22 protein-coding genes are annotated in these 24,320 nt (G+C 66.6%); 17 read left to right on the top strand and 5 right to left on the bottom strand.

The features are described from left to right. On the bottom strand, nucleotides 1–375 hold a 375-nt coding region (locus ACN469_RS07130; protein ID WP_498765449.1), incomplete at its 3' end, for an RCC1 domain-containing protein. 560 nt (nucleotides 376–935) lie between these two features. Between ACN469_RS07130 and ACN469_RS07125 the strand changes: the two genes are divergently transcribed. Then, nucleotides 936–3,125, top strand: a complete 2,190-nt coding sequence (locus ACN469_RS07125) for an RCC1 domain-containing protein (protein ID WP_498765447.1) — start codon at nucleotides 936–938, stop codon at nucleotides 3,123–3,125. Nucleotides 3,126–3,411: 286 nt separating this feature from the next. Further along, complete coding sequence (locus ACN469_RS07120; protein WP_498765445.1) at nucleotides 3,412–3,717, top strand: hypothetical protein; 306 nt, start codon at nucleotides 3,412–3,414, stop codon at nucleotides 3,715–3,717. Nucleotides 3,718–4,087: 370 nt separating this feature from the next. Here the strand turns inward: ACN469_RS07120 and ACN469_RS07115 are convergent, their stop codons facing one another. Both ACN469_RS07115 and ACN469_RS07110 read right to left on the bottom strand, forming a co-directional pair. Further along, the gene (locus tag ACN469_RS07115; protein ID WP_498765443.1) at nucleotides 4,088–4,381 is read right to left on the bottom strand and encodes a hypothetical protein; all 294 of its coding nucleotides are present in this window, start codon (nucleotides 4,379–4,381) and stop codon (nucleotides 4,088–4,090) included. A 141-nt stretch (nucleotides 4,382–4,522) separates the two neighbouring features. Continuing rightward, nucleotides 4,523–5,167 carry a glutathione S-transferase family protein gene (locus ACN469_RS07110; RefSeq protein ID WP_498765441.1) on the bottom strand — a complete coding sequence of 215 codons (645 nt, stop codon included), beginning with the start codon at nucleotides 5,165–5,167 and terminating at the stop codon, nucleotides 4,523–4,525. 213 nt (nucleotides 5,168–5,380) lie between these two features. On the opposite strand from ACN469_RS07110, the gene ACN469_RS07105 reads away from it, so the two are divergent. Both ACN469_RS07105 and ACN469_RS07100 read left to right on the top strand, forming a co-directional pair. Next, complete coding sequence (locus tag ACN469_RS07105; RefSeq protein WP_498765439.1) at nucleotides 5,381–6,193, top strand: GNAT family N-acetyltransferase; 813 nt, start codon at nucleotides 5,381–5,383, stop codon at nucleotides 6,191–6,193. A gap of 79 nt (nucleotides 6,194–6,272) precedes the next feature. Then, the gene (locus tag ACN469_RS07100) at nucleotides 6,273–6,983 is read left to right on the top strand and encodes an iron-containing redox enzyme family protein (protein WP_498765437.1); all 711 of its coding nucleotides are present in this window, start codon (nucleotides 6,273–6,275) and stop codon (nucleotides 6,981–6,983) included. A 116-nt stretch (nucleotides 6,984–7,099) separates the two neighbouring features. On the opposite strand, the gene ACN469_RS07095 is transcribed toward ACN469_RS07100, so the two are convergent. Next, nucleotides 7,100–8,080 (bottom strand): helix-turn-helix transcriptional regulator, encoded by a 981-nt coding sequence (locus tag ACN469_RS07095; RefSeq protein WP_498765435.1) that lies wholly within the window; start codon nucleotides 8,078–8,080, stop codon nucleotides 7,100–7,102. Nucleotides 8,081–8,414: 334 nt separating this feature from the next. Continuing rightward, nucleotides 8,415–11,534: an HYR domain-containing protein gene (locus ACN469_RS07090; RefSeq protein WP_498765433.1), complete on the bottom strand. Its 3,120-nt coding sequence runs from the start codon at nucleotides 11,532–11,534 to the stop codon at nucleotides 8,415–8,417. A gap of 127 nt (nucleotides 11,535–11,661) precedes the next feature. Between ACN469_RS07090 and ACN469_RS07085 the strand changes: the two genes are divergently transcribed. The 13 genes from ACN469_RS07085 (at nucleotide 11,662) to ACN469_RS07025 (ending at nucleotide 24,077) form a co-directional block, all read left to right on the top strand. After that, a complete protein-coding gene (locus tag ACN469_RS07085) occupies nucleotides 11,662–12,180 on the top strand; it encodes a hypothetical protein (RefSeq protein ID WP_498765431.1) in 519 nt (172 codons plus the stop codon). Between the two features lie 73 nt (nucleotides 12,181–12,253). Beyond that, the gene (gene miaB, locus ACN469_RS07080) at nucleotides 12,254–13,642 is read left to right on the top strand and encodes a tRNA (N6-isopentenyl adenosine(37)-C2)-methylthiotransferase MiaB (RefSeq protein ID WP_498765429.1); all 1,389 of its coding nucleotides are present in this window, start codon (nucleotides 12,254–12,256) and stop codon (nucleotides 13,640–13,642) included. A 28-nt stretch (nucleotides 13,643–13,670) separates the two neighbouring features. Further along, on the top strand, nucleotides 13,671–14,186 hold the full coding sequence (locus ACN469_RS07075) for a gamma carbonic anhydrase family protein (protein ID WP_498765427.1): 516 nt from the start codon (nucleotides 13,671–13,673) through the stop codon (nucleotides 14,184–14,186). A 37-nt stretch (nucleotides 14,187–14,223) separates the two neighbouring features. Then, nucleotides 14,224–14,694: a cyclic nucleotide-binding domain-containing protein gene (locus ACN469_RS07070; protein WP_498765425.1), complete on the top strand. Its 471-nt coding sequence runs from the start codon at nucleotides 14,224–14,226 to the stop codon at nucleotides 14,692–14,694. Nucleotides 14,695–14,721: 27 nt separating this feature from the next. Next, the gene (locus ACN469_RS07065) at nucleotides 14,722–15,741 is read left to right on the top strand and encodes a hypothetical protein (RefSeq protein WP_498765423.1); all 1,020 of its coding nucleotides are present in this window, start codon (nucleotides 14,722–14,724) and stop codon (nucleotides 15,739–15,741) included. Nucleotides 15,742–15,757: 16 nt separating this feature from the next. Beyond that, nucleotides 15,758–16,579, top strand: coding sequence for a DedA family protein (locus ACN469_RS07060; RefSeq protein ID WP_498765421.1), 822 nt, complete (start codon nucleotides 15,758–15,760; stop codon nucleotides 16,577–16,579). A 154-nt stretch (nucleotides 16,580–16,733) separates the two neighbouring features. Next, nucleotides 16,734–18,122 (top strand): MATE family efflux transporter, encoded by a 1,389-nt coding sequence (locus tag ACN469_RS07055; protein ID WP_498765419.1) that lies wholly within the window; start codon nucleotides 16,734–16,736, stop codon nucleotides 18,120–18,122. A 483-nt stretch (nucleotides 18,123–18,605) separates the two neighbouring features. Next, a complete protein-coding gene (locus tag ACN469_RS07050; protein WP_498765417.1) occupies nucleotides 18,606–19,610 on the top strand; it encodes an ABC-three component system protein in 1,005 nt (334 codons plus the stop codon). Continuing rightward, nucleotides 19,598–20,110, top strand: a complete 513-nt coding sequence (locus tag ACN469_RS07045) for an ABC-three component system middle component 2 (protein ID WP_498765415.1) — start codon at nucleotides 19,598–19,600, stop codon at nucleotides 20,108–20,110. The genes ACN469_RS07050 and ACN469_RS07045 overlap by 13 nt, the downstream gene beginning before the upstream one ends. Next, nucleotides 20,107–21,978: a hypothetical protein gene (locus tag ACN469_RS07040; protein WP_498765413.1), complete on the top strand. Its 1,872-nt coding sequence runs from the start codon at nucleotides 20,107–20,109 to the stop codon at nucleotides 21,976–21,978. The genes ACN469_RS07045 and ACN469_RS07040 overlap by 4 nt, the downstream gene beginning before the upstream one ends. A gap of 529 nt (nucleotides 21,979–22,507) precedes the next feature. Beyond that, entirely contained in the window at nucleotides 22,508–23,146 is a 639-nt protein-coding gene (locus ACN469_RS07035) for a DUF6310 domain-containing protein (RefSeq protein ID WP_498765411.1), read from the top strand. After that, a complete protein-coding gene (locus ACN469_RS07030) occupies nucleotides 23,143–23,901 on the top strand; it encodes a DUF5953 family protein (RefSeq protein WP_498765409.1) in 759 nt (252 codons plus the stop codon). The genes ACN469_RS07035 and ACN469_RS07030 overlap by 4 nt, the downstream gene beginning before the upstream one ends. 53 nt (nucleotides 23,902–23,954) lie before the next feature. Next, nucleotides 23,955–24,077: a hypothetical protein gene (locus ACN469_RS07025; RefSeq protein WP_498765407.1), complete on the top strand. Its 123-nt coding sequence runs from the start codon at nucleotides 23,955–23,957 to the stop codon at nucleotides 24,075–24,077. Nucleotides 24,078–24,320 lie beyond the last annotated feature (243 nt).

Below are 24,320 nucleotides of genomic sequence, written 5' to 3'. Positions count from 1 at the left end.
CACCTTCACGGGCTGTAGGACCGTGGCACTGGTGCTCCCCTGGCCCGCCTGGCCTAAGGTGTTCTGGCCCCAGGCCCACACGGCTTCATCCACGTCCAGCGCCAGCGAGAATGCGACGCCCGCCGCGATCGACTTGATGCGGGTCACTCCGCTGACCTTCGTGGGCGTGTGTACGGGCGTGGTGCTGGCGCTGCCCGTTCCCGCCTGCCCAGCGTTGTTCTGCCCCCACGCCCACACGTCGCCATTCTTCTCCAGGAACAGCGAGTGATTGGCTCCGGCTGCCACCATCTCCCGCACATTCACCGGCGCGAGAGCCTGCTTCTTCGCGGTCAGCTGTGACTCGGTGGCAGACTCCAGTGGGTCACCACAACTCATGGCTAGCAGGACCCAGGTGACTGCAATGCATCCAATACGGATGCGGGGGACTCCCTCGTACTGTCCTCTCACGTACTTGCTCCTCGTCTATGTCCATGGCCCCTCTCCGGCGCATGGAATGTCATTCGGGGGACCGTCTTCCCTCGGGCGTCAGGGGTGCAGGGGGACTGCACGCCCTGGCGTCGCCGCGGAGCGAAGCTGTCGGGGCTGGCTGTGGGCTGTGAGGGTCAGAGAGGGAGTGCGCGCGTCTTAGTGGATTTCAATAGGAAGCCATAGACGCCATTTGATGGTGACCTGCCTGGAGAGTGCTTGACAGCCAGTCGCTGGATGTGTTCACGGACGGTGAATGACCCAGGGCCCGCGGTGAGTGCGCCGCGAGACCCACCCTGCGGCTGAATGGAGACACATGAGGTGTGGGCGCCGTGACTCAATGCGGCCGGGTTGCCGCACAATGATTGCTCATGAAGTCGTCGTGTTCGAATCGCGAGGATTGCTTGTCATGTGTTGAATTCATGGATGCATGCGGCGTCGGTCTCCGCGCAGTTCAAGGAGACCAATACATGAAAAGCCAAGCGGTATCGAAGTGGGGCGGAGTCCTGTCCCTGATGGTGGGGCTCATTCTGGGCGCGGGTTGTGGTCAGCCCGTGTCCGTGTCGTCGGAGACAGAAGACCTCCAAGCCCTGGCGGTGGCTCGTACGCGGCCACGGACGCGCATCGCCACGGGGCTGCAGCACTCCCTGGCCATCCGCTCGGATGGGACGGTGTGGACAGCGGGAGACAACAGGGCAGGGCAGCTCGGCACGGGCGGCTTCATCAGCAGCTCGACTCCCGTCCAGGCCCAGGGATTGGCGGCCGTGACGGCGGTGGCTGGCGGCCGGAGCCACTCCGTCGCGCTCCGCTCCAACGGCACCGTCTGGACCTGGGGCGCCAACGGGCGGGGCCAGCTGGGTGATGGCACCCAACGCACTCGCGCCGCGCCCGTCCTGGTCCCAGGGCTCAGCGGGGTCAACTCCGTGGCGGCGGGCCTCAATCACACCCTCGTGACGAAGACCGACGGCACCGTCTGGGTCTGGGGAGACAACTCCCGTGGCCAGCTCGGGGATGCAACGACCCTCTCGCGCACGAGTCCTCGTCAGCTGCCAGGACTGTCGGGCATCGTGGCCGTCGCGACGAGCGCCGACACCTCGCTCGCCATCCGCTCGGATGGCACCCTGTGGGTCTGGGGTATGAACCACGCGGGACAGCTCGGCGACGGCACGTTCGCCAACAGCACCGTCCCCATCCCGGTCCCAGGCCTGACGGGGGTCGTCGCCGCGTCGGCGGGAGCCTCGAGCGTGTTCGCCATCCGCTCGGATGGGAGTGTCTGGGGTTGGGGCTCGGACGCGCTGCTCGGAGGGCTGCGCACCACGCCGACCCGAATCGAGGGACTGACGGGCGCTGTCGATATCGTCATGGGCAGATCCGGAGGCGCGGTCACCAAGGTGGATGGCACGGTGTGGAGCTGGGGCATGAACGAGGCCGGCCAGGTGGGTGACGGCACCAAGCTGCACCGCTCGACGCCCTTCCATGTGCCAGGGCTCACGGGTGTCTCGGCGGTCGCCGCGGGCCATGATTACGTGCTGGCCCTGCGCTCGGATGGCTCCATCTGGGGCTGGGGCAACAATCGCGACGGCCAGCTCGCGAATGGCGCCGTCACCGTCAATGCCGTTCCCGCGCCCGTGCAGGGTGGGCTGACGGGGGCGCTCTCCGTGGCGGCGGGTGACATGCATTCCCTGCTGCTCCACCATGATGGAACGGTCTGGGCCTGGGGAAAGAACGAGTCCGGGCAGCTGGGTGATGGAACGCGGACGGCGCGGCCCCTTCCCACTCTGGTTTCGGGGCTCGACGGAGTCGTCGCCATCAGCGCGGGAGGGGACTCGTCGCTCGCGTTGCGGCAGGACGGCTCGGTCTGGGCGTGGGGGCGGGGGCGCGATGTCCCTCACAGGGTCGAGGAGCTGCCCTCCATCGTCGCCATCTCCGTGAGCTGGAGCCACGCCCTGGTGCTTGCCCATGACGGGACGGTCTGGGCCTGGGGGCAGAACAACTCGGGCAACCTGGGTGATGGCACGACCCAGGCCAGCCAGGCTCCCGTCAAGGTCTTGAGCCTGGACGGCGTCGTGAAGGTGGTCGCGGTGAACGAGTTCTCGCTCGCCCTCCGGTATGACGGCACCGTGTGGGCCTGGGGGCTGAATGCGGACGGACAGCTCGGCGACGGCACGTCGGAAGACAGACTCACCCCCGTCCAGGTCCAGACGCTGACGGAGGTCATTGCCCTCGCGGGAGGCGAATATCACGCGATGGCCGTGAAATCAGACGGCAGCGGATGGGCCTGGGGGCAGGATTATCAGGGCGCGGGGATGAGGAGCCAGGAGAGCGAAGACCTGCTCCCGGTCCCCATGAGTGTCACCGGATTGCTCGACGTGGTCTCTGGCCCCGGCCTGGCCATGGCGACGACCGCCGACGGCCGCGTGTGGGCTGCCGGTCCCAACCCACGGGGCCAGCTCGGCGACGGCACCACCGTGTCCAGCGGCGACCCCGTCCTCGTCCTCGGCATCACCACGGGCGTGACGGCCCTCGCCGTGGGCAGGGAGCACATGCTGGCCCTCCAGCCGGACGGCACCGCGTGGGCCTGGGGCAGCAACTCGGATGGACAGTTGGGGTATGGCGAGCCGCTCGACAAGCTGGTCCCCGTCCTCACTCAGTTGCCCTGAGGTGGCCGCACCGGCGCCACCGCGCAGGCTGCGCGACATCTCTCGCGGGGGCAGGGGAGCGCGGCCCTCGCGAGTGATGGTGATGCACGGACCGGCCTCGACCTGAAGCACTTCAACGCCACGCTCACTCGTGTGAAGGCTGCGGGGCCGTGGTCAGCCCGCACCGGGAGTTCATCTCAGAGGAGGGGATAATGTGTATTCATGAGGATGGTGTTGTACCGGGGTCCGCTGTCGGGTCATCCATCGTTCTGTGATGCTCTCCAATGCAACACCTGGAGGTATCATCATGATGAACCCGATGAAGCGGTTGGCTGGAGCGTTCGTGTTGATGGTGGCCGTGGGTTGTGGGCCCATGGAACCGGAAGGAGAGGTCGTCGCTCCCGAGCAGGCGCCCCCTGCTGAAGCTCCGGGTGTCGAGGCGGCCGGGGTCGCGGAGTTCTTGACGTGTCTGAACCCTGCGACGCAGGCGGCGCGTGCGTGCGCGGGGCTCTGTGTGACGAGCGCTCCGGCGGCAAGCCTCGTTCCCTGCCTGGTGAACTGCGGGGTGAACTTGCTCGTCATCACGGCGTGCCTGCCGGAACTGGCGCAGTAGAGCGGCTTCCACCTCGAATGGGAGTCACCCGATGATACGGTACGGGCTCTGGGATGAGACTCCAGAGCCCGTACCCGCCTCATCGTCGAGCGGCCTTCGCTGTGCCTGGAGCCTACCTGGCTCAGGTGAACAGGTTGTTGCTGGCGTGGATGCCGCTCATCGCGTACCCGCCGCCTCCGCACACGTGCATGGGGTAGGCGTCCTTCGTGCCAGGGTTCCCATCCACATACTCGGAGACGACGCTCGTCGTCCCTGGGGTGAATTGCCTCCGCGTTGGTCTTTGGGGAGCGACGGCGAAACAGACTTCGAGTGCTGTCAGTGGTGCTCGGTCTGTTTCGCCATCGCGGTAAGCCACTGCGCGTGGGGTGGCTTAGAACGACCGGTAGCAGAACTGGCCCGGGTCTCCCTGGGTGCAGTCCTCGGGGCAGTTCTGCGTCGTTTCACCAGGGCAGCACGCATTGTTTCCGCAGTACTCGCCGCGAGGGCAGTCCGCCGGACAGCGCAGTCGCTCGATGGGCTCGCAGACCCCATCGCCACAGACGGCGAGCTCGGACTCCGACGTGGCGAGCGTCTCCTCCACCCCGGGGGCCTCCATCGCACCAGCACCACATCCCACGACGAGTCCCACCGTCAGGGCCACTACGACACTCCAAGCCGCCTTCATCGGAACGCTCCTTGCTGGGTCCGCATGCATGAGGAATGCGCGCGAAGGCTAGCAGGGTTCGCGGACTGAACGACGAGGTGCGCATCAAGGCGTTGTCGCAACATTGCCTATCGGATGAAGTGCCCGCGGGGGCGTGAGGCCTCAAGTCCTCAAGCTCGCGGGTGGCGGCATGGGCGGAGCGGTGCGCTTCCACGCCTCGAGTTCCTGCACGCGGCCGAGCCAGGTCCGGAGGTTCGCATACGTCCCGAGAGGCAGTCGCGCCGGTCCGGCGAGGGCGAACGCCGCAGCCAGCGAGAAGTCCGCGAGCGTCAGGCGCTCCTGTGAGACCCACGTCTTGCCTGCGAGGTGCTCGTCCAGGACGCGTGCGTGCTGCGCGAAGAGCGCCTCGCCCCGTGCGACCTCGGCGGGGTTCGGCGGCCCACGGCCCGTCACCGCCTTCACGAAGTTCTCGAAGACCAGGATGGTGCTTGCCTGTGCCATGTGCGCCGAGCACCAGAAGAGCCAGCGAGTCACATCAGCGCGCCCGCGCGCATCGGTGGGGAGCAGGCTTTGTCCCGGCGTCATCTCGGCCAGGTACTGCATGATGGCGCGTGACTCCCATAGCAGGAAGCCGTCGTCATCGAGGACCGGAACGAGCCCGTTGGGATTGCGGCCCAGGTGCGGCGTCGCGCGCTGCTCGCCCGTTGGCAGGTCCACCACGACGCGCTCGAGAGGTACGCCGAGGTGGGCGGCGACGAGCAGGACTCGGCGCGAGTTTCCAGACATGGGGTGGAAATAGAGCTTCATGAAGAGTCCTCCTGGACCGCTCGGATGATGGGGCGAACCTGCGCGTCCGGAGTGACAGGGGTATGTCAGGTATCTTCAGGGAGGGATGGGCACCTGGAAGTCGCTGGCCTGGGACTACACCTTCGGGGCGGTGGTCGAACTCGAGTCACCCGCGACGAAAGAACGAGAGAGGGCGGCGAGACACCGGCCCGCCTCGCTACCAGGAGAGTACCCATGACGTGCAGGCACTGGCGCTGGAGTGTCGCCACCACCCAGCGGGAGCTCGATGCCGTGGCTCGCATCCGTTGGGATGTCTTCGGCGGAGAGCTGGGATTGCTGCCCGAGCAGTCCGCGCTGTCTCGGCGGGAGGTGACCTGCGTCGACACGCTCGACACCACGGTGCACGTGCTCGTCTACGCCGGCGACGAGCCGGTGGCGACCCTGCGAGTGGCGTTGCCCAACGTGGAGGTGGCGGCGAACCTGGGTGTGAAGGTGGGGCTCGAGATGGAGCAGCGAGTGGACCTCTCGGGCCTGCTCCAGCCGGAGAGGGTGTTCGCGGAGCCCTCGCGCTTCTGCGTGTTGCCGAAGTGGCGGCGCTCGGAGGCCGTCACGTGGCTGCAGGCGGGCATGTACGCGGAGAGCCGGCGGCGCGGGGTGACGCACTGGATTGCGTCCGCGAACCTGGAGACGGACTCGCCTGAGGACGCGCTCCTCTCATGGCAGGTGGCGGCCCGCCGGGGATGGCTGAGTCCGCAATGGCGTGTGGCCGTGCTCGACCCGTGTCGGGCCCCGGTGCAGCCCCGCAGTCCCTTCTACACGCCGGAGGAGCGCGCGCAGGCGGCGCAGGGGCTGTTGGACGGACTGCGGCTGCCCAGGGCGCCCTCGCTCTTCGCCAGGACGATGGGCGCGCGCTTCATCGCGGAGCCGATCTACGACACGTATTTCCAGTGGTTCACGCTGCCGCTCGTCATGGCGCTCGATGAAATCCCGGCGGACTCCGTGGCGCGCTTCCACGCGCTGGAGAACGCCATGAGTCCCGTCGCCTAGACCGGGGCGGTTTTTCCCTTCCATTCACCTTCAACACGCGGCGACCGGGAGCCACACAGGCACCGGACAGGAGACGTACGTGCAAACACAGGCGGAGAATCACTCGGGAACGAATTGGTTGGCGGCGCTGGACGCGGAGGCGCGGGGACTGGTGGCGGCGGTGGACGCGCGGCCCGATGCCCGACGCCTCTTCGAGGGCACCCTCGATAAGGCGGGCTACATCCACTACCTCGTCCAGACGTACCACTACGCCCGCTGGAGCACGCCGATCCTCGGCGAGGCGGGCGAGCGGCTGAAGCGGCTGGGCCGGCACCCGGAGCTGGCGGAGTTGCTGATCCGGAAGGGGGAGGAGGAGCGGGGGCACGAACGGTGGCTGCTGTCGGACCTGAAGAACCTGGGGTGCTCGGAGGAGTCCGTGGAGACGGCGGCGCGGAGCCCGGCGGTGGATGCCTATACCGGGTGGAACTTCTTCACGTCCCGCGCGGGCGTGCCGACGGCGGTGTTGGGGACCGCGTACGTGCTGGAGTACCTGTCGCAGACGCGGGCGGGCGTGTGGGCCAGGCGACTGAAGTCGGTGGCCGCCATTCCCAACATCCACAAGTCCGTGACGTTCCTGCGCAGCCACGGGGCACTGGATGGAGACCATGTGGCGGAGATGGCGCGGCTCCTCGAGCGGCTGACGGAGCCGGAGGACCAGGAGGCGATCCTCTTCTCGGCCCGCGTCGCCCGGAGCGTCTTCCCGCGCATCTTCCGTGAGGGCGACGCCTCCAGCCTACCCCTCGCGAGGTAGAGACAACCGCACGCAAGCTGGGAGAGCCTCCCGTTCGAACCCTGGCCTTCGGGAGGCGCCTTTCCATGTGGTCCCTCGCGGCACCTCCCATCCGTCGCGAGGGCGCGCGTGCCGCCTCACACCGGCTTGTTGAGGAGGGCTGCCTGGTAGAGGAAGTCGGCGCGACTGTCGACGCCCAGCTTGCCGAAGAGGTTTCGCACGTGGGACTTCACCGTCTGGCCCGAGAGCTCGAGGTCATCGGCGATCTGTCCGTTGGTCCAGTTTCGGAGCACGCCCTTCGCGATGTCGAGTTCGCGGGGCGTGAGCTCGCGCTGCATGTCCAAGGGGAGTGGGATGGAGTGGGGAAGCTCCGTCAACAGGAGGGCCCATTGCCGGGGGCCGTCACTGGCGGGCAGCTCGACGAACCGGCACGTGCGGTAGCCCTCGGGATGGTTGACGACCCAGAGGGTCTTCCCGAGCCGCGAGTCCGGGTCCATCCGAACCAGGGCGTCCAGGCGCTCCTTGAGGACGTGAGGGAGCCCGGAGGCGTGGATGTCCGAAGGGGTGAACCAGCGCTCCAACAGGGTGGTGGCGTGGGGGGAGCGGAACAGCTCGCGCGTGGGAGGCTCCACGACGAGGAAGGCGGAGTCCTTGCGCTGGTAGAGCGCGAGGAGCAACTGGGCGCGGGCGTCCAGTTCCTGGAGGTCCTGGCATCTGCCCAGGGCGTTCGTCAGGTGCGTGGTGAGGCTGGAGAGGGCGGCGAGGCTCTGGTCTTTGAAGGAGCGGCCCTTGTGCCGGTAGAACGCGACGGCGCCGAAGATGCCGGGGCGGATGGGCACGAGGACAGCCATGATGTGTTCCAGGGGCTGTCCCAGCTCCAGGCTGAACTGGTAGACGAGGGTTCGTTTGTACTCCTCGTGGGAGAGAAGCTGCGTATCGCAGATGGGCACTTCGGGCCGGGCGAAGATGGGGGCCCGGAAGATGTCCTGGTCGACCACGCGGGCATACTCCCTGAGAATGGCGATGGGGGAGCCCGGGACGTGCCATCGGTAGTCGAGCGAAGGCGCGATGCGCATGATGCACACGGCCATGGCGTCGGCCTGGACAAACTCAAGCATCGGCGCTCGAGTCGCTTCGAGGACCTCCGGAACGGACTGCCCGCGGCCGAGGGAAACCATGGCGTTGTCCCGGACCACGAGCTCTCGAGAGTTGAAGTCCATCGGGTTGAACATCCTCATCTCCTTGTCAGGCAACCCCGTGGGGTGTGCGGGTATGTCCCCCATCCATAGGTCCGGACGGAAAATATGTCCCTCACCCTTCGAGGGTATTGACAGAAACCCTGGCGGTGGCTGGGTGCAATCCGCATCCTGCCCTGAGGGACATTCGTAGAACAAGGCAGGGTCCCTGGCCGGGTTCCCGCTGTGTCTGGCGATGGAGCGTCGGCCACCGCTCCTATTCGCCTCCGCGTTGGGTCCATGGGGAGCGACGCCGCGACAGCCCCAGAAGTCCAAACAGCGCCAGCGCCAAGGGGAGGGTGGAGGTTCCACTCGTGCAACCGCAACCACTGTCATCCGCAGGTGGCTCCGTGGGAGGCGCACCCGCATCCGGCGCTGACGAGCCCGCGTCTGGCGCTGACGAGCCCGCGTCCGGCTGGGACGTCACCGTCACGGTGATCTTGAAGGAACACGTGCCCTCGTTGCCCGCGGCATCCTTGGCGGTGAAGGTCACCTCGGTGAGGCCAGCGGGGAAGGTCGCCCCCGATACGTGACTGGCGGCGAGCGTGAGCACCGCTCCCGAGTCATCGTAGGCCGTCGCGGCCTCGAAGCTGACCTCGGCCCCGCTTGCACCCGTTGCCGGCACCTCCTGAGAGGGCGGACAGCTCACGTGTGGTGCGAACGTGTCGGGGATGAGGCCCGCCAGCTTGAAGATCGCCAGGCCCTGGCCGGAGTCGGCATGGACGTAGAGCGTCGAGCCCACCATCGTGGGCCTGTCTGGATTCGAGCCGCGCGCCCCTTCAATCATCTCCGCGAGGAGGGTCGGCGTCCCCGTGGGCGAGTCCAGTCGCCACAGCTCGCGGCCCGTCGCGGGGCCCAGCGCCGTGAACACCAGCGGACCCTCGGGCGAGGCCAACAGGAGGGCATTGGGATGGGACGAGTCGATGCCGGGCATCATGTCCGCGACGCGCACCGTGCCCGCTTCCGTTCCATCCGTGCGCCACAGCTCCCGTCCACCCAACGCGTCCGCACCCGCGAAGAACAGGGAGTCTCCCCAGCCAACGAAGCCCGTGTTCTCAATCCCATACGCGTCGGCCCGCCGCAACGTCGCCGCTTGGAGCGACACGGTTCCAGCCTCGGTGCCATCCGTCTTCCAGAGCGTGGTAGCGCCTTCCGCCCCCGTCGCCCAGAAGTAGACGTGGTCCTTCCAGGCGAAGAGCTGATCGGGCGAAGCATCCAGCGGCCCCGGCCGCAGGTCCGCCACGCGCACGGTGCCGGAGGTGGTGCCGTCGGACTTCCACAGCTCACGCCCCGCCTCCTCGTCCGTGGCGGAGAAGAACGTCAGCGAGCCCAGGCCCGTGAACCCTCGCGGAGACGAACTGAAATTGCCGTTGATGTCCTTGAGGAGCTTCGTGGAGCCAAGCTCGCCATTCGTCGTCCACGGCTCCTCACTCCGCCTGCTACTGAACCAGAGCCTTCCATTCACATACGCCCCCTCGTAGACCTCCGGGGGCGCATCCGAGAGCTGAATGGTGCCCTCCTGTGTTCCGTCCGCCCGCCAGAGATACGCCCCTAGCAGGAAGACCTTGTCCCCGCCGGAAAGGAGGCGGGACACCCAGGCGGGGCCGCCCGACACGGGGTTGATGCCCTTGTCGCTCGAATCCGTGGCCAGGAGCCCCGCATTCGTGGAGAGGAGCACCTGTCCGTGGAGGGGCGCCATCTTGATCCAGCTGTTGAGGCTGTTGGTCGGGAAGTGCAGGTCCCGGACCGGAAAGGAGCCGTCAATCCGCACCAGCTTCTGTTGCCCCACGCCATGCGCCGTCACGAAGAGCCGCTCGCCGACCGAGAGCAGCTCTATCGCCCTGCCCATGCCCCGGCGAGGCGTCAGATCGGCCACGAGGTTCGTGCCCTCTGGCGTGCCGTCCGACGCATAGAGCTCCAGTCCCGGCGCACCATTGCCGCCGCCGAACAGCAGCTTGTCTCCGAGGCTCACCCAGTCGCGATCCGGGTTGAGGAAGATGAAGCCCTCCCCGGTCGTGAGCGGCTGCAACAGCGGACCTGTTCCGGCCTGGGTGCCATCCGTCTTCCATAAGCCACTCGGGCCACGCCCCGCCTGACCATGGAAGAACAGTGAGTTCCCGGCGGCAAACAGCGAGGAGCCCATCCAGAATCCTTGAAAGGGCTCCGCGCTCCAGAAGACCTCGCTGCCTCCCACCGTGCCAGTCGAAGACCAGAGCCCACAATTCAAGAACTCCGGCGAGCACCCCTGGAAGACGAGCTTCCCCGCGAGGACGCCCGGCTTTCCCGGAGTCGAACCTTCCGTGCCGGGCACCAGGTCGAGAATCGCCGTGCCCTCCGCCGTTCCGTCGGTCCGACACAGTTCATGGCCGGTGACGTCGCTCCGGCACGGGAAGAAGGCCACTCCGTCCAGGAGGGTGGGGGATTTCGCGAGCCCCGTCCCGGCGGGCTCCGCGGTGTCGCCCAACGACGCGGTGTCGCTGAGCAACCCGGTCCCCACCGCGCTCCCGTCGCTTGCGTACAGGCGACGTGGGCTCTCCGGGGATCCCATGCTCGCCGAGAAGAGCACCTTGTCCGCGACGACTCCCAGGATTCGGGGGGCTCCACTCCCGGCTCCGGGGACGAGGTCGACGGCCACCGTCGTGCCCTCGGGAGTGCCGTCCGTCACGCACAGCTCCACGCCCGTGGACTCGGCTTCGCACGCGAAGAAGTGCCGGCCGCCCACCTCCTGGGCCGGCGTCACGGAGAAGTCCTTCAACACGACCTGGGCGAGCTCTCGCGTCCCGGGCACGGTGCCGTCCGAGCGATAGAGCCGCTTCCCCACGGAGAAGTAGAGCGCGCCTCCGAAGGCGACTGGCGGCGGCAACGGCTCGGAGAAGCCCAGGTTGCCGACAAAGCGGGTGCCCTCGGGCGTGCCGTCCGTCGTCCACAGTCCCTCGACGCCCCGCCACCAGGCCTGCGTCCCCACCACGGCGAGGCGCGGTGGCGCCTGCCAGCCGTAGTTGTCGATTCCGAACGGCTCCTCTCGCCACGCGACGGTCCGCAACATCCGCGTTCCGTCCGGGGTGCCGTCGGACCGGAAGAGGGCTCGCGAGTTCTCGCCAAAGAAGAGCACGTACCCGTCCATGGCGGTCGATGCCATGGGGCCGGTGTGGACGACCGTCCTGGGCGCCGACATCTCCGCCATCCAGACCGGCGTCACCAGGGCCTGGGCTCGCGCGACGACGGGCGCCTCCGCCGTCACCGGCGCGGCGGGCTCACTTTCTGTACAGCCAGGCAGTACCCCCAAGAGCCCCAGGAACCACCACCGACCCACCACGGGTGCTGTTTGAAAGTTCATATCGACTCATACGGAGTCTGACCGGCGTTCTGGTCGGATGCCCGTGCGCCGGACGAGGGAGCGTCGCGAACCCTACCGTGACGGGGCGGGCCCTGTTACACCTCCCGGGCCTCTCCCCAGGAGTCCCATGGCCCCCTCACTCTTCGACGACCACGGCTACCAGGACGTCCCCAACCGCGAGACGGGCACCAACCTCTCCGCGGCGGATGACCGGACCCTCCGCATGGCCATGCCGCCCGTGGACGGCGCCTTGCTCGACGCCCTGGTGCGCTACCAGGAGACCTTCCTGGCCCACGTCGGCTCGGACCGGGGGGCTGAATCCCTGGCCCGTGCCCATGCCCTGGCCCAGACGGCCTCCGGCCTGGCCGCGAAGACGCTGGAGCAGGGAATCGCCATGCTGCGCGCCTTCGGTGGCCGCCGGTGGACCGCGCGGAAGCTGGACGACAAGCTGCGTCAACTCGAGAGCGCCTCGGGGTCCACGGAGGAGCTGCGCACCCGCGTCCGGGACGAGCTGGCCAAGCAGGAGCGGGAGACGGTGGCCCTGGGCCGCCGCTATGGCGAGGCCACCCTGGCGCTCCTCCGGGAACGTGAGACTCCCCTCCTGGACCTCCATACCCGGATGACCGGCCTGCTCAGCCAGGGATGACCGTGGGTCCTGGTTCGGTTGATTTCCGTGCCCGACCGTCGCATAAGGGCACGTTCTTGCTCAGAGAATCCCCATGAAGCGCTACTTCATCCACACCTTCGGCTGCCAGATGAACGTCAACGACTCGCTCCGCATGAGCGAGGTGCTGGCGAAGATGTCCTACGAGCCGACGCCAGTGCCGGAAAACGCGGACCTCATCATCCTCAACACCTGCTCCATCCGTGAGAAGGCCGAGGACAAGATGTTGTCCGCCCTGGGCCGCTACAAGCCGGTGAAGGCCAGTCGCGGCGCGCTCATCGGCGTGGGCGGCTGCGTGGCCCAGCAGGAGAAGGACCGCCTCATCAAGAAGGTGCCGTACCTGGACTTCGTCTTCGGCCCCGACAACATCGCCCGCCTGCCGGACATCATCGGCCGCGTGGAGGCGGATCGGGAGCGCGTCGTGGAGACGGCCTTCGTGGACTCGGAGGAGTACGTCTTCCCGCGCGCGGACCCGGAGACGTCTCGCGGCAAGGTCACCGAGTTCGTCACGGTGATGAAGGGCTGCGACAACGTCTGCTCGTTCTGCATCGTCCCGCACACGCGCGGCCGTGAAGTGAGCCGCGCCTTCCCGGAGGTCCTCCTGGAGGTGGACTCGCTGGCGAAGGTCGGCGTGCGCGAGGTGACGCTCATCGGCCAGAACGTGAACTCGTACCTGGGCGGCGTGTCCTTCGCCCAGCTGCTCCTTCGCACCGCGGAGGTGCCGGGCATCGAGCGCGTGCGCTTCACCACCAGCCACCCGCATGACCTGTCCGACGAGCTGATTGAAGCGTTCCGCACGCAGCCCAAGATTGCGCCGCACTTCCACCTGCCCGTGCAGTGCGGGAGCGACCGCATCCTGAAGATGATGCGCCGCGACTACACCGTGGTGCAGTACATGGAGCGGCTCAACAAGCTGCGCGAGGCGCGGCCGGGCATCGCCGTCACCACCGACATCATCGTGGGCTTCCCCGGGGAGACCGAGGAGGACTTCGAGATGACGATGAAGCTGACCGAGGAGGTCCGCTTCGACAACCAGTTCTCCTTCATCTACAGCCCCCGCCCCAAGACGGGCGCGGCGCTGCGCGAGAAGGACTGGGGCCCCATTCCGCACGAGGTGAAGATCGCCCGCCTGGAGCGCCTGCAGAAGCTGCAGCGGCGCATCAGCGCGGAGACGACCGCGGCCCTCGTCGACTCGGTGGTGGAGGTCATGGTGGAGGGCCACTCGCGCTACGACGCCGCCAAGCGCTTCGGCCGCACGCCGGAGAACCGCACCGTCAACTTCGAGGGTGACGCGCCCACGGGCGCCTTCGTCACGGTGAAGGTGGATCGCTCCACGCCCAATCAGCTCTCGGGCAAGCAACTGGCGGTGCTGCAGCTGCCCACCGTGGAGCCGCTGCCGGTGGCGCCGCCCGTCTCGCCGTTCCATGTCGTCGCGGAGGCCTGAGGGCCCGCGCGCGAGAAGAGGTGTCAACATGGCGCTGAGAGCGTTTCGCGGGGTGTCCCCCCGCATCCACCCGAGCTGCTTCGTGGATGACTCCGCTCAGGTGGTGGGGGACGTGGAGCTGGGGGAGGGGTCCTCCATCTGGCTCAACACGGTGCTGCGCGGCGACGTGAATCCCATCCGCGTGGGCCAGCGCACCAACCTCCAGGACTTGTCCCTGGTCCACGTCACCGGAGGCAGGTCGAGCACGCTCATCGGTGACGACGTGACGGTGGGGCACCACGTCGTGCTGCACGGCTGTACCGTGGGCAACCGCGTGCTGGTGGGCATGGGCTCCATCCTCCTGGACGAGGTGGAAGTAGGGGACGACTGCATCATCGGCGCTGGGACGCTTTTGACGCCCGGGACGAAGGTGCTTCCCGGCTCCATGGTGATGGGCTCACCCGGCAAGGTGAAGCGGCCCCTCACCGAGGCGGAGCGCGAGTTCCTCCTGATGTCCGCACACCACTACGTGGAATTGGCCAACGAGTACCGCGCCAGCCGCTGACTCGCCGGCCCGCGCGCCCCGTGTTAGGACCCGCCCCATGGCTCTCGTGCCTGCGAACACCCTCAAGGCGTGCCCTCTCTTCAAGGGCTTCACCGACACCGGCATCCAGATCTTCGCGGGCGTTGCGGTGCCCCGTGCCTTCTTGAAGGGCACGGCGCTGTTCACCGAAGGCAAGACGGGGGAGTCGCTCCTCATCATCGGCGAGGGCACGGTGCGACTGAGCGCCAGGAGCTCCTCCGGTGAGGACGTGTCGCTGGGCGAAGTGGGCACCGGCGAGCCCCTGGGAGAGCTGGCGCTGGTGCAGAAGGGCGAGCGGCTGTGCACCGCCACCGCCGTCACGGATGTCTCCGCGCTGGAGATTCGCGCCTCGGACTTCCAGAAGCTCCTGGCCACCAAGCCCCAGGCCTGCGTGAAGCTGCTGATGGGCATCGTCGGCTTCTTCGGCCAGAAGGCCCGGGACAACCGGGACATGATTCGGACGCTCATCGGAAAGGCCCCGGTCGTCTGAGAGGCCCGTGGTAGCGTGGGACCCGGTATGCGAGCCCCCCACCTGGCCTTCCTCCTACTGCTCGGGGTCCATGCGTCGGCCCCCGCGTACGCCGGGGCGACCGCACAGGGCTCCGTCGCCTCCGAGGACGACTGGTTCGCCAACCAGTACACCCCGGGCGGCGTGGAAGTGCGCGCCGATGTTCGCGTCTTCACCCTGTTCGCCCTGCTGAACCGCGCGGGTCATGACGCCGGCTTCGTGGAGCGGGCCCACCCCGTTCCCACCTACCGCTACGGTAGGGCGCGAACCCTGGTCCGCGAGCGGCTGGCGACGGCGGCCCCCGGGGTGCTCGAGGCGGCGCGGGCCTTCTTCGCCGCGCACCCGGAGCCCGTGGAGGTCTACCTGGCACGGGTCCTCGGTGGGCCCGATGTCCCAGGTCCCGCCGGGGAGCTGGTGGGACTGGAGGCGCTGCTGGCCCGGGCGGAGCAAGAGTGGCCCGTGGCCGCGCTCCGGGCGGAGACCTGGCCCGACTTCCGGACAGAGCAGCGCGCCTGGCTGCCCCTGCTGGATGCCCCCTTCCAACAGGCGGCCCGACTTCTGGGCCTACGGGAAGGTGAGCCGGCCCCTCGGGTGGTGGTTAATCTGCTCGAAGCCGAAGGAAGCGTACGAGCGGTGGACACGGGGCGCGGGTGGGTGATTGTGGTGGGACCTGCGACGCGAGCCCCCCAAGCCGAGCCCGTGGTGCGAGCGCTGGCGCGGGGGCTGCTGTCCGCGCGCCTGGCCGGCCGCCTGAGTGCCCGCTGGTCGGGCGGGGCGGCGGCGTTGAAGGACGCGCGGGCGAGGGGGGCGGATGAGGGGACGGTCGACGACTATGGTGTGGCGCTGCTGAGTCGAGCGCTGGCCCTGACGGCGACGGGGGCTCCGGCGGGGGCCTACGAGGAGGCCAGTCGCGAGGGGTATTTCGGATTGAAGACCCTCTCGCGGAGTTTTGAGGACACGCGCCCGGTTGATGTGTGGGCGCTGGATGGGCTGGCTCGGGCGGTGACCCAGCAAGCCCCTCGGAAGTGAACGAACAGGACAACGCGTGCTCGACTTTCTCACCAACCTGCTTGGCGACTCACAGGGTTTCATCGCCTACGCCACCGTGTTCGGCATCCTCGTGGCCTGCGGCCTCGGGGTTCCGCTGCCGGAGGACATCTCGCTCATCCTGGGCGGCTTCCTGGCGCACAAGGGCGCCGCGAGCCTTCCGGTGATGATGGCGGTGGGCTTCGCCGGCATCCTCGTGGGTGACAGCCTCATCTTCTTCGCCGGCCGTCGGCTGGGCGGGAAGCTGGGGCGCGACAACGACGGCAAGGGTGGGGGCTTCTTCGCGCGCATCGTCACGCCGGAGAAGCGCGCCCGGGTGGAAGGGCTCTTCACGCGCCACGGACAGAAGATTGTCTGCATCGCGCGCTTCATGCCGGGCGTGCGCGCGGTGACGTACTTCACCGCGGGCTCGGTGGGCATGCCCTACTGGCGGTTCATCTTCTGGGATGGGCTGGCCGCGCTCCTGTCCGCGCCCGTCTTCGTGTGGCTCGGCTTCCACTTCGGTGGCGAGCTGGACATGCTCATCTCCAAGTTCAAGGAAGGGCAGTACGCCGTCATGGGCGTGATCGCGGTGGCCGCCCTCGGCTACTTCCTGTGGCGCCGCAGCCGCGCGGCGGCGAAGAAGAGCCAGGACACCGGGGTCCCCACCACGCCGGTGACGACGTCGCCGCTGTCCTCCGACGGGTCCTCCTCCTCCTCCGAGTCGACCGCGCCTCGCAACAACGTGAAGGGCGGCTCTGATCCGCTGTTCAAGGTGAGCTCCACCTCCTCCGAGAAGTCGCCGGTGGCGAGCTCCTCGCGCGAGCTGATGAAGCACTGACGCGTGCGCGTGACGCGTCCGTCACTCGGGCCGATTTGTCATTTGAACTCATAGGAGCCGCGAGGCTCCTTGAGTGTGTGGCAGGCAGGTTCGAAGGGGCTGGCGACGCGGTGCGGCGGCTGTTAGTTCGTGCGCGCGTTCAGCGCGGCGGACCATGTCAGACACGACTGTGCAGGGCCCCACCCGGATGGGGTTGTTTCGGCTGACCTGGCCGATCTTCCTGGAGCTGCTCCTCTTCATGGCGATGGGCACGGCGGACACGCTGATGCTCTCCGGCGTGTCCGACGACGCGGTCTCCGCGGTCGGCGTCGTCAATCAGTACCTGTTCATCTGCATCCTCATCATGGAGGTGGTGAGCAACGGCGCCTCCGTCGTGGTGTCGCAGTACCTGGGCGCGCGTCGCTCGGAGGAGGCCGCGCGCATCTCCGCGGTGGCCATCACCCTGAACCTGCTGCTCGGCGTGACGGTCAGCGTGGGGCTGCTGCTGTTCGGGGAGGTGCTGCTGTCGCGGATGAACCTGCACGGCGTCGTCCTGGAGCACGCGCGGACGTACATGGGGATTGCGGGAGGGTTCATCTTCCTCCAGGCGCTCATCAACGTCTGCTCCAGCCTGATTCGCACCTATGGCTTCACGCGCGAGTCGATGTTCATCGCGCTGGGGATGAACGCGGTGCACGTGGGTGGCAATGCGCTGCTCATCTTCGGGCTGCTCGGGTTTCCCCGGCTGGAAGTGGCCGGGGCGGCCATCTCCACGGTGGGAAGTCGCGCGGTGGCGCTCGTCGTGTTCGCGTGGCTCTTGTACCGGGTGATGGACGTGAAGATGCGCGCGCGTGACTACGTGACGTTCACCCGGGACACGCTCCGGAAGATCTTCCGGGTGGGGGTTCCGTCCGCCGTGGAGCAGGGGACGTATCAGTCCTGCCAGGCGGTGTTCCTCTACTACGTGACGTTCCTGGGGCCCACGGCGCTGGCTTCGCGGCAGTACGCGCACGCCATCTCCCAGTACATCTTCCTGTTCAGCCTCGCCGTCGGCATGGGCACGGCCATCATCGTGGGCCGGCTGGTGGGTGCGGGGCAGGCGGACGAGGCGTACCGCCGTGTGCTCCAGAGCCTGAAGTGGGCCGTGGCCATCACCGTCCTCGTGGACGTGGCGGCCATCCTGGTCCGCGCGCCGCTGGTGGGGCTGTTCACCCATGATGGGGATATCGTCCGGCTCACCTCGCAGGTCATCGTGCTGGGGCTCTTGCTGGAGACGGGGCGCTCCTTCAACCTGGTGCTGGTGAACGCGCTGCGGTCCGCGGGGGACGCGCCGTTCACGGTGTACATGGGCTTTCTGTCCATGGTCTGCATGAGTTTGCCCCTGGGCTATGTGCTGGTGTTCAAGCTGAACCTGGGGCTCGCGGGCGTGTGGCTGGCGGTGGCCGCCGATGAGTGGCTTCGGGGCATCTCCATGTGGATTCGGTGGAAGAGCAGGGCGTGGGAGCAGAAGTCCCTGGTCGACCCGGTGGATGCTCCTGCGGTGGTGGCGGTCGTGAGCGCGTAGGGCCACGGGTTCAAGTCCCGTACTCCTCGCCATTGAGATCCCAGCAATTCTGAGGGGTTGCTGGGCTTTCTCCGTCCGCGTATCTGCCCTCAATGTGCCCCCGTCCCACGTCGGTGGCCGGAGCGGCGTGGAACTGGAGGGGCGTCCCGCTCAAGGTCATCCAGGAACGGCCACGCCACCATCGAGATGACGATGCGGTACGCCCACCTCGCGCCGAAGGGCCCGGGAGCGCGCGGTGCAGCAGCTTGACCGGCCTGTGCCCCTCATTGCGAGGCGGCTATCATAGGTGTGGCGCAGGTCGTGCCAAGTGAGGCGCCCCTGCTCGCGGCTGAATCTATATGCCGTCGTCCTCATCGATGCGTGGCCGCGCGACTATAACGAGAAGCGTCCGCATAGGTACACGCCGACCCTCACCACGCTTCCATGAGGTGACCGCGAGGAACTATCTGTAATCTCCGAGTTTAGCTATCGTCCGATGCCCGAATGATTCGGTACGATCGCGAGATTCTGAAGCTGGGCTCCGATGAACTCGAGCTCTTCGTCTACGACTGGGTGGACGCCAAAGCCAAGCTGGGTGGCTATCACGAAGTGGAGCGATTCTCAGGCCCGGGGGATCGCGGCCGAGATGTTGTAGGCTTTTGTGCTCCCAGTCGTCATGAAGGTCTTTGGGATAACTACCAGTGCAAGCAGTACGCAGGGCCGGTCGATCTAGGCACGGGGCTGCTAGAACTCAGCAAGCTGCTCTATTACGCCCACCTGGGCGAGTTTACCCCGCCGCGTCGGTACACGTTCGTTGCACCGCGGGGGGTCACCCGGCCACTCCAGCTTCTCATCAACAAGCCCAGCGAGCTTCAAAAGACCCTGCTGGACCGGTGGGACAAACACTGCAGGACTAGCATTGCAGATGGTGAGGACATTCCTCTCAACGCTGCCCTGCAGGCGTTCATCGAAGCGTACGACTTCAGCAACGTGAGCAGCGTCTCCGTTGAAAAGATGCTCGCGGACGCGTGCATCAAGCCAGTTCTGGTGAAACACTTTGGCGCAGACCCTGGGCCCGCTCCCAAGGGGACCGCACCAACGGCAGTCCAAGCCGCAGAAGCTCCATATATCCGACAACTTGTCGACGCGTATGGCGAATACGACGGGTGCACCTATCCTGGGCATGAAGCGGTGAGCAATCACCCGAAGCATGGAGTGCATCTGAAGATGCAGCGGGAGCGCTTCTTTGATGCCGATGCCTTCCAACGCTTCTACCGGGACAACTCGACGCCCGAAAGCTTGGAGCAGTTGGAAGAGGACATCTTCCATGGGGTCGTTGAGGTACATACGGGCCCTCATTCGAGCATGCTCGCGCAAGTAAGCGCGGTGATGATTCAAGCGGCGAACGTGAAGCCCTCAGGACTGCTTGCGCCGCATGCGCGCATTCCCGTCAAGCAGGGCATCTGCCACCACTTTGCCAATGCGGAGAGACTCAAGTGGGGCAAGTAGAGGACGGGCATCGTCCGCGGGGACCACGGCTCTTCAACAGCGCTCTGGAGACAGGGGTCCGCACAGTATTCGTCCTCGATGCCTCGCATCCTCGGCCCTTGGACCTCCTCCAACTGACTTGGCTCGACTACCTCGTGGTGCATACTGGGGACATTGGCGGACCACCCAGCCTGCACCCCGATGTCCCGGCACGAATGGGGGAACTGCTGGTGCGAAGGCACCTCGTTCGGGATGGCCTGAACCTCGCGCAGCGGCTGCATCTCGTGGACGCCATCTTCGACCCCAGCGGCATTCGCTATTGCGCCAGTGATGCAGCGCCCGCCTTCATCGAACTGATGCGCGCTCCCTACTCCCAAGATCTGAGGGCGCGTGCAAAGTGGCTCATAGGCCATTTCGCCGAGATAGATGACAGCGCGATGGAGCGGTACGTTTCCGAGAAGATCGGCCGCTGGGCCGTTGAGTTCCAAGGCGAGTCGGATTCCGACGAGGTAGGCCCATGACAGCGCCACTGATGCTCCGTCATCTCGTCTACACCGGGCCAGGAGTGTCCGCCGCCACGCTCCGATTCGGTCCTGGGCTCAACCTGTTGCTGGGCGCGTCCAATACCGGCAAGTCATTTGCCGTGAAGACCATCGACTTCATGTTGGGTGCGGGTGGACGCCTGCCTGATATCGAGGAACGCAGGGCGTATGACCAAGTCTGGTTGGGTCTCACTACGCAGGCTTCGGGTGACCTGACGCTTGTTCGGGGCTTGAAGGGGGGAGCCCTCCAAGTCAGCAGCGGCCTTTCCGAAGGTGGAGAGGTGCCCAAGGGGGCGCGGCGCCTCGCCGCCGCAAACGACGCCGAGAACTCGAACAATGTCTCCCAGTTCCTGCTCGAGCTCATCGGGCTCCAGCGCAAGCTGATCGTCACTGACGCCAATGGTGCGAAGAAGCCGCTGAGCTTTCGCGACCTAGCGCGCTACTGCATCGTCGACGAAGCCTCGATGTGGAACGAGGTGTCACCCATCCACAGCGGGCAACACATCAGGAAGACAGTGGAGCGCAGCACCTTCAGGCTTCTCCTCACCGGTGCCGACGACAGCGCCGTCACGCAAGTTCCGGCTCCCAAGTTGAGGGCAGCCTCCACTGCCGCCAAGGTTGAGGTCTTCGACGAGATGATCGCGGCACTGGATGCAGAGCTTGCCTCGCACTTCCCCGACGCAGAGGAACTGGTGGCGCAAGGCGAGAAGTTAACTGCGCCCTTCGAGGCCCTGCAAACAGAGTTGCAAGTAGCCCAGGACTCAGTTCGGGCGCTCATGGCTCAAAAGCGTAACATGGTGCAGGAACTCTCATCCCACGAGCAGCGACTCGCAGACATACAGACGAGCTTGGCGCGCTTTCATCACCTTGATGCCATCTACGTGTCGGACGTCCAGCGCTTGGAGTCACTGGAGGAAGCAGGTTTCGTCCTTGCGCTCGACGGAGAGAAGGACTGTCCGCTGTGCGGCGCGCAGTCTCCTGCGCAGCGCCATGGGCACCCGCTGAGGGAAATCGAGGACGTCCGCGCAGCGGCCTTGGCAGAGGCAGACAAGGTTAGAAGGCAGCAGGTTGACCTCGGGAAGACCGTAGTAGCGCTGCAGGAGGAGCGCGATGTGGTCGCCTCCGGCCCCTTCCCCGCCGCGAGAAATCGACTTGCGCAGTTGGAGCAAGATTTGTCGCGGCTCACGCCTCAAGTCTCGGCGACGCAGAATCGCTTCACGGACCTTCTCAAAGCGCGTGAGCGGTTGAGGTGGGGCTTATCGCTGATTGAGCAGCGGCGTGTGCTCGTACGGAAGAGAGAGGAAGTGGCAAGTGAGAAGCCGACACCCAGGGCGGAGCGACTAGACGTAGGTGCCGATGGGACGGTGACTCACGGCTTCGCTCAGGTGGTTGAAAGGGTCTTGCGGGCGTGGAGGTTTCCCGGTCAACCCCAGGTCTCTTTCGACGAGCAGGACTACGATATTCGCCTGAACGGGAAGCGGCGAGGCGACAACGGAAAGGGCGTGCGGGCGATTACGCATGCGGCCTTCAAGGTCGCACTACTCATCTACTGTAGGGAGCGAGGCCTGCCCCACCCGGGCTTCCTCGTCTTCGACACGCCACTCCTAACCTATCGCGACCCCCAGGGCACGCGGGGTGGAGCGCTGGCACCGGATGAGGCCGCCTTGGCCCAGAGTCCCTTGAAAGAGCACTTCCTCCAGCACCTTTCTAGCCTGAGCGAGATGGGTCAGTTTCTCATCGTCGAGAACATCGAACTACCGCTCGGGACCGCCAGACAGGCGCTGCAGGTTCAGGAGTTCACGGGAAGCGCGACGGCCGGTCGAACTGGGCTGTTCCCGCTTCCCTGAGTCCCTATTCACCGATGCGCTGCCGGCTGGCTCTGAAGCTGGAGTTCCCTCAAGCAGGTACGGAGGAAGCGAGCGGGGGCTTGTTGAGTCGCCTCGGGAGAGCGCACCGAAACCGACTATTGGCCCTTCTGGCAGTGAGCACTGGCTCTCCCTCCGGTGGTACAGGTCCATGGCCCGGCGGCGCTCCGCCCGCCCCATGCCTTCCACCATCGACTCGAAGTACTCGCGCAGCTGCTGGGAGGCCATAGCCATTCGTTTCCGAACCTGCAGCGCCCTTTGGATTCTGCTCGTGTTCTCGGCCTGTGCTACGTCGGCACCGAGCCCCAGCACGCGTGTTACCCCGAACCCGAGGCTCGCCAACCTCCAGCGCGCGGCAGGGTTGCCGTGGACGGACGGGGGGAGGTGCGTTGTCCGTGACGCTGCCCAGTCTTGGCCCGTGGTGGCGGAGCGGTGCTTTCATGCGCTCGACCACGACCGGGTCCGGTTCAACGACCCGACGGGAAGGTGCGCGGTTGCCTCGGCGGGGGCGATGGTGCTGGGAACCGGCCTGTGTATCTTCGCTGCGCCCCAGATTGTTGTGGGCGCCGTCGTTGTTGTGGGGTTGGTGGTGGTGGGACTCGCCATCAAGGAAGCACTGGATGCGTATGAGCTGAAGGGGAGTCGTTCGGACGAGGTGGAGCCCGTGCCCCGGACGAAGCCCGCCTCGCGGGCAGCCTCCGCGAATCGAAAACCCCAGCCAGAGCCATCAGGGCAGGACTGGTTCTCCCCGGTGCCACCGGAGCACCTGGACCGCGAACGCCGCCCGGAGTGCAGGCCTGTCCCGGTACCTCACGCAGGGGAGGACACTCCGCATAACGAGTGCGCCGACAAATTTCCGCCGAACCGCTATCCCGGCATGGACGTGCTTGTGAACGGAATCCGGTTCGATGCGCTGCAAGTCGGCGCACGCGTGCTGTGGGAGATCAAGACCCATCGATTTGATACATACAACGCCTTTGTCCGGCGTCGTGAGATTGAGAATGGATACGACCAAATCAAGAAGGAGCGAACTGCGGCGGCGGCATGTGGATATGACTTCGTCATTGGGGTGAGCACCCAAGAGCACAAAGACGCGCTGCTTCGACGGGATCAGTTCCTGAATGTCGTCGTCACGGGGTGCAAACGATGATCGGGCGTAGAACCCTCCTCCTCATCGTTTACGCGCCTGCGCTCAAGGGCAACGACGGGCGCGCGCTTGCGGTCGTTCGTGGAATGGAAAAGGCGCTCCCTGGCCTGTGTCTGGAATGGAGGCTCTCGAAAGGCGGGCGCCCCATCGCATTGCCGCAGCGGGATGCGTGGCTCGTAGAGAATACCGTGGATGGGGGCTTCCCACTTGTGTGTAACGGGGATGCGAGTTACCCCGTGACTGTCAACGGAGGGGAGAGACCTGGACTTCTCAGCTCAGGCGGTCAGGCCCAGTTTGAAGTGTATGCGGAATTGCCGCTGGACGCGTCTGTGATCGTGGCAGCGGCGGCTGTGCTTGAGGGCGTGGCGGAGGGGGCAGGTGCGATGTGGGGGAGAGCGACGCCAGACGACGCTGCGCTGGACATCGCGTATCAGACAGCCCCCACGCTGGAAGGGCCGCCGTCCCCACGCCGGGGGCTGCCCGCGCTGAAGCTCTTCGAGCACCTCCGCGCGCCGGAGATCCCCGCTTACCTTGGTTGGCTGAACTACTGGTCGGCCGCTGCCGCGAAGGCCATCGGCTTTCCGGATCCTGCTCGCGATGCCGAGCTGCTCACGCGAGCGCGGCGCACGGCGTCGGGAGGGTGGGTCGTACAACTCACGGACGCGCCGCTCGACCTGGACATCCCAGCCCACCTGGACGCGCTTGAACGGGCCTACGAGCGCTTCCCGGAGATCGGCGGTCGCGGGACGGTGGACTAGAGTCGCTCCCATGAAGTGGCGCCTCCCTGTCTGCCTCCTGGCCCTAGTGGGCTGTGCCACGACGAAAGCACGTCCCCCCCGAGCACGCGACGTTCATCCAGAACGACTACGCTGCGGCGCTCGCCCAGGCCCGCACCGAGCGCAAGCCGCTCTTCATCGACTTCGGCGCGGTGTGACCGCGAACCTCCGAGAGCCCGGCCGTCATGACGAGGCGCTCGCGGCGGCGTCCTGGTCTTCAAGCTGAACCTGGGGCTCGCGGGCGTGTGGTTGGCGGTTGCGGCCGACTAATGGCTGCGGGGCAAGATTCCAGGCTCTTCGTCTTTTCATCGCCCAGGCTGCTCCTTCGGCGAGTTGCCCGTCTCCAACATGTCTCCAGAAGTTTGGGGGACCACCGCATCCAGCGGCCAATGGCCGCGTCC

This window comes from Corallococcus terminator (genome assembly GCF_049194865.1).
Classification (GTDB): Bacteria; Myxococcota; Myxococcia; order Myxococcales; family Myxococcaceae; genus Myxococcus; species Myxococcus terminator_A.
The sequence above is the reverse complement of the archived record's forward strand: the minus strand, read 5'-3'. Positions and strand labels throughout refer to the sequence as shown.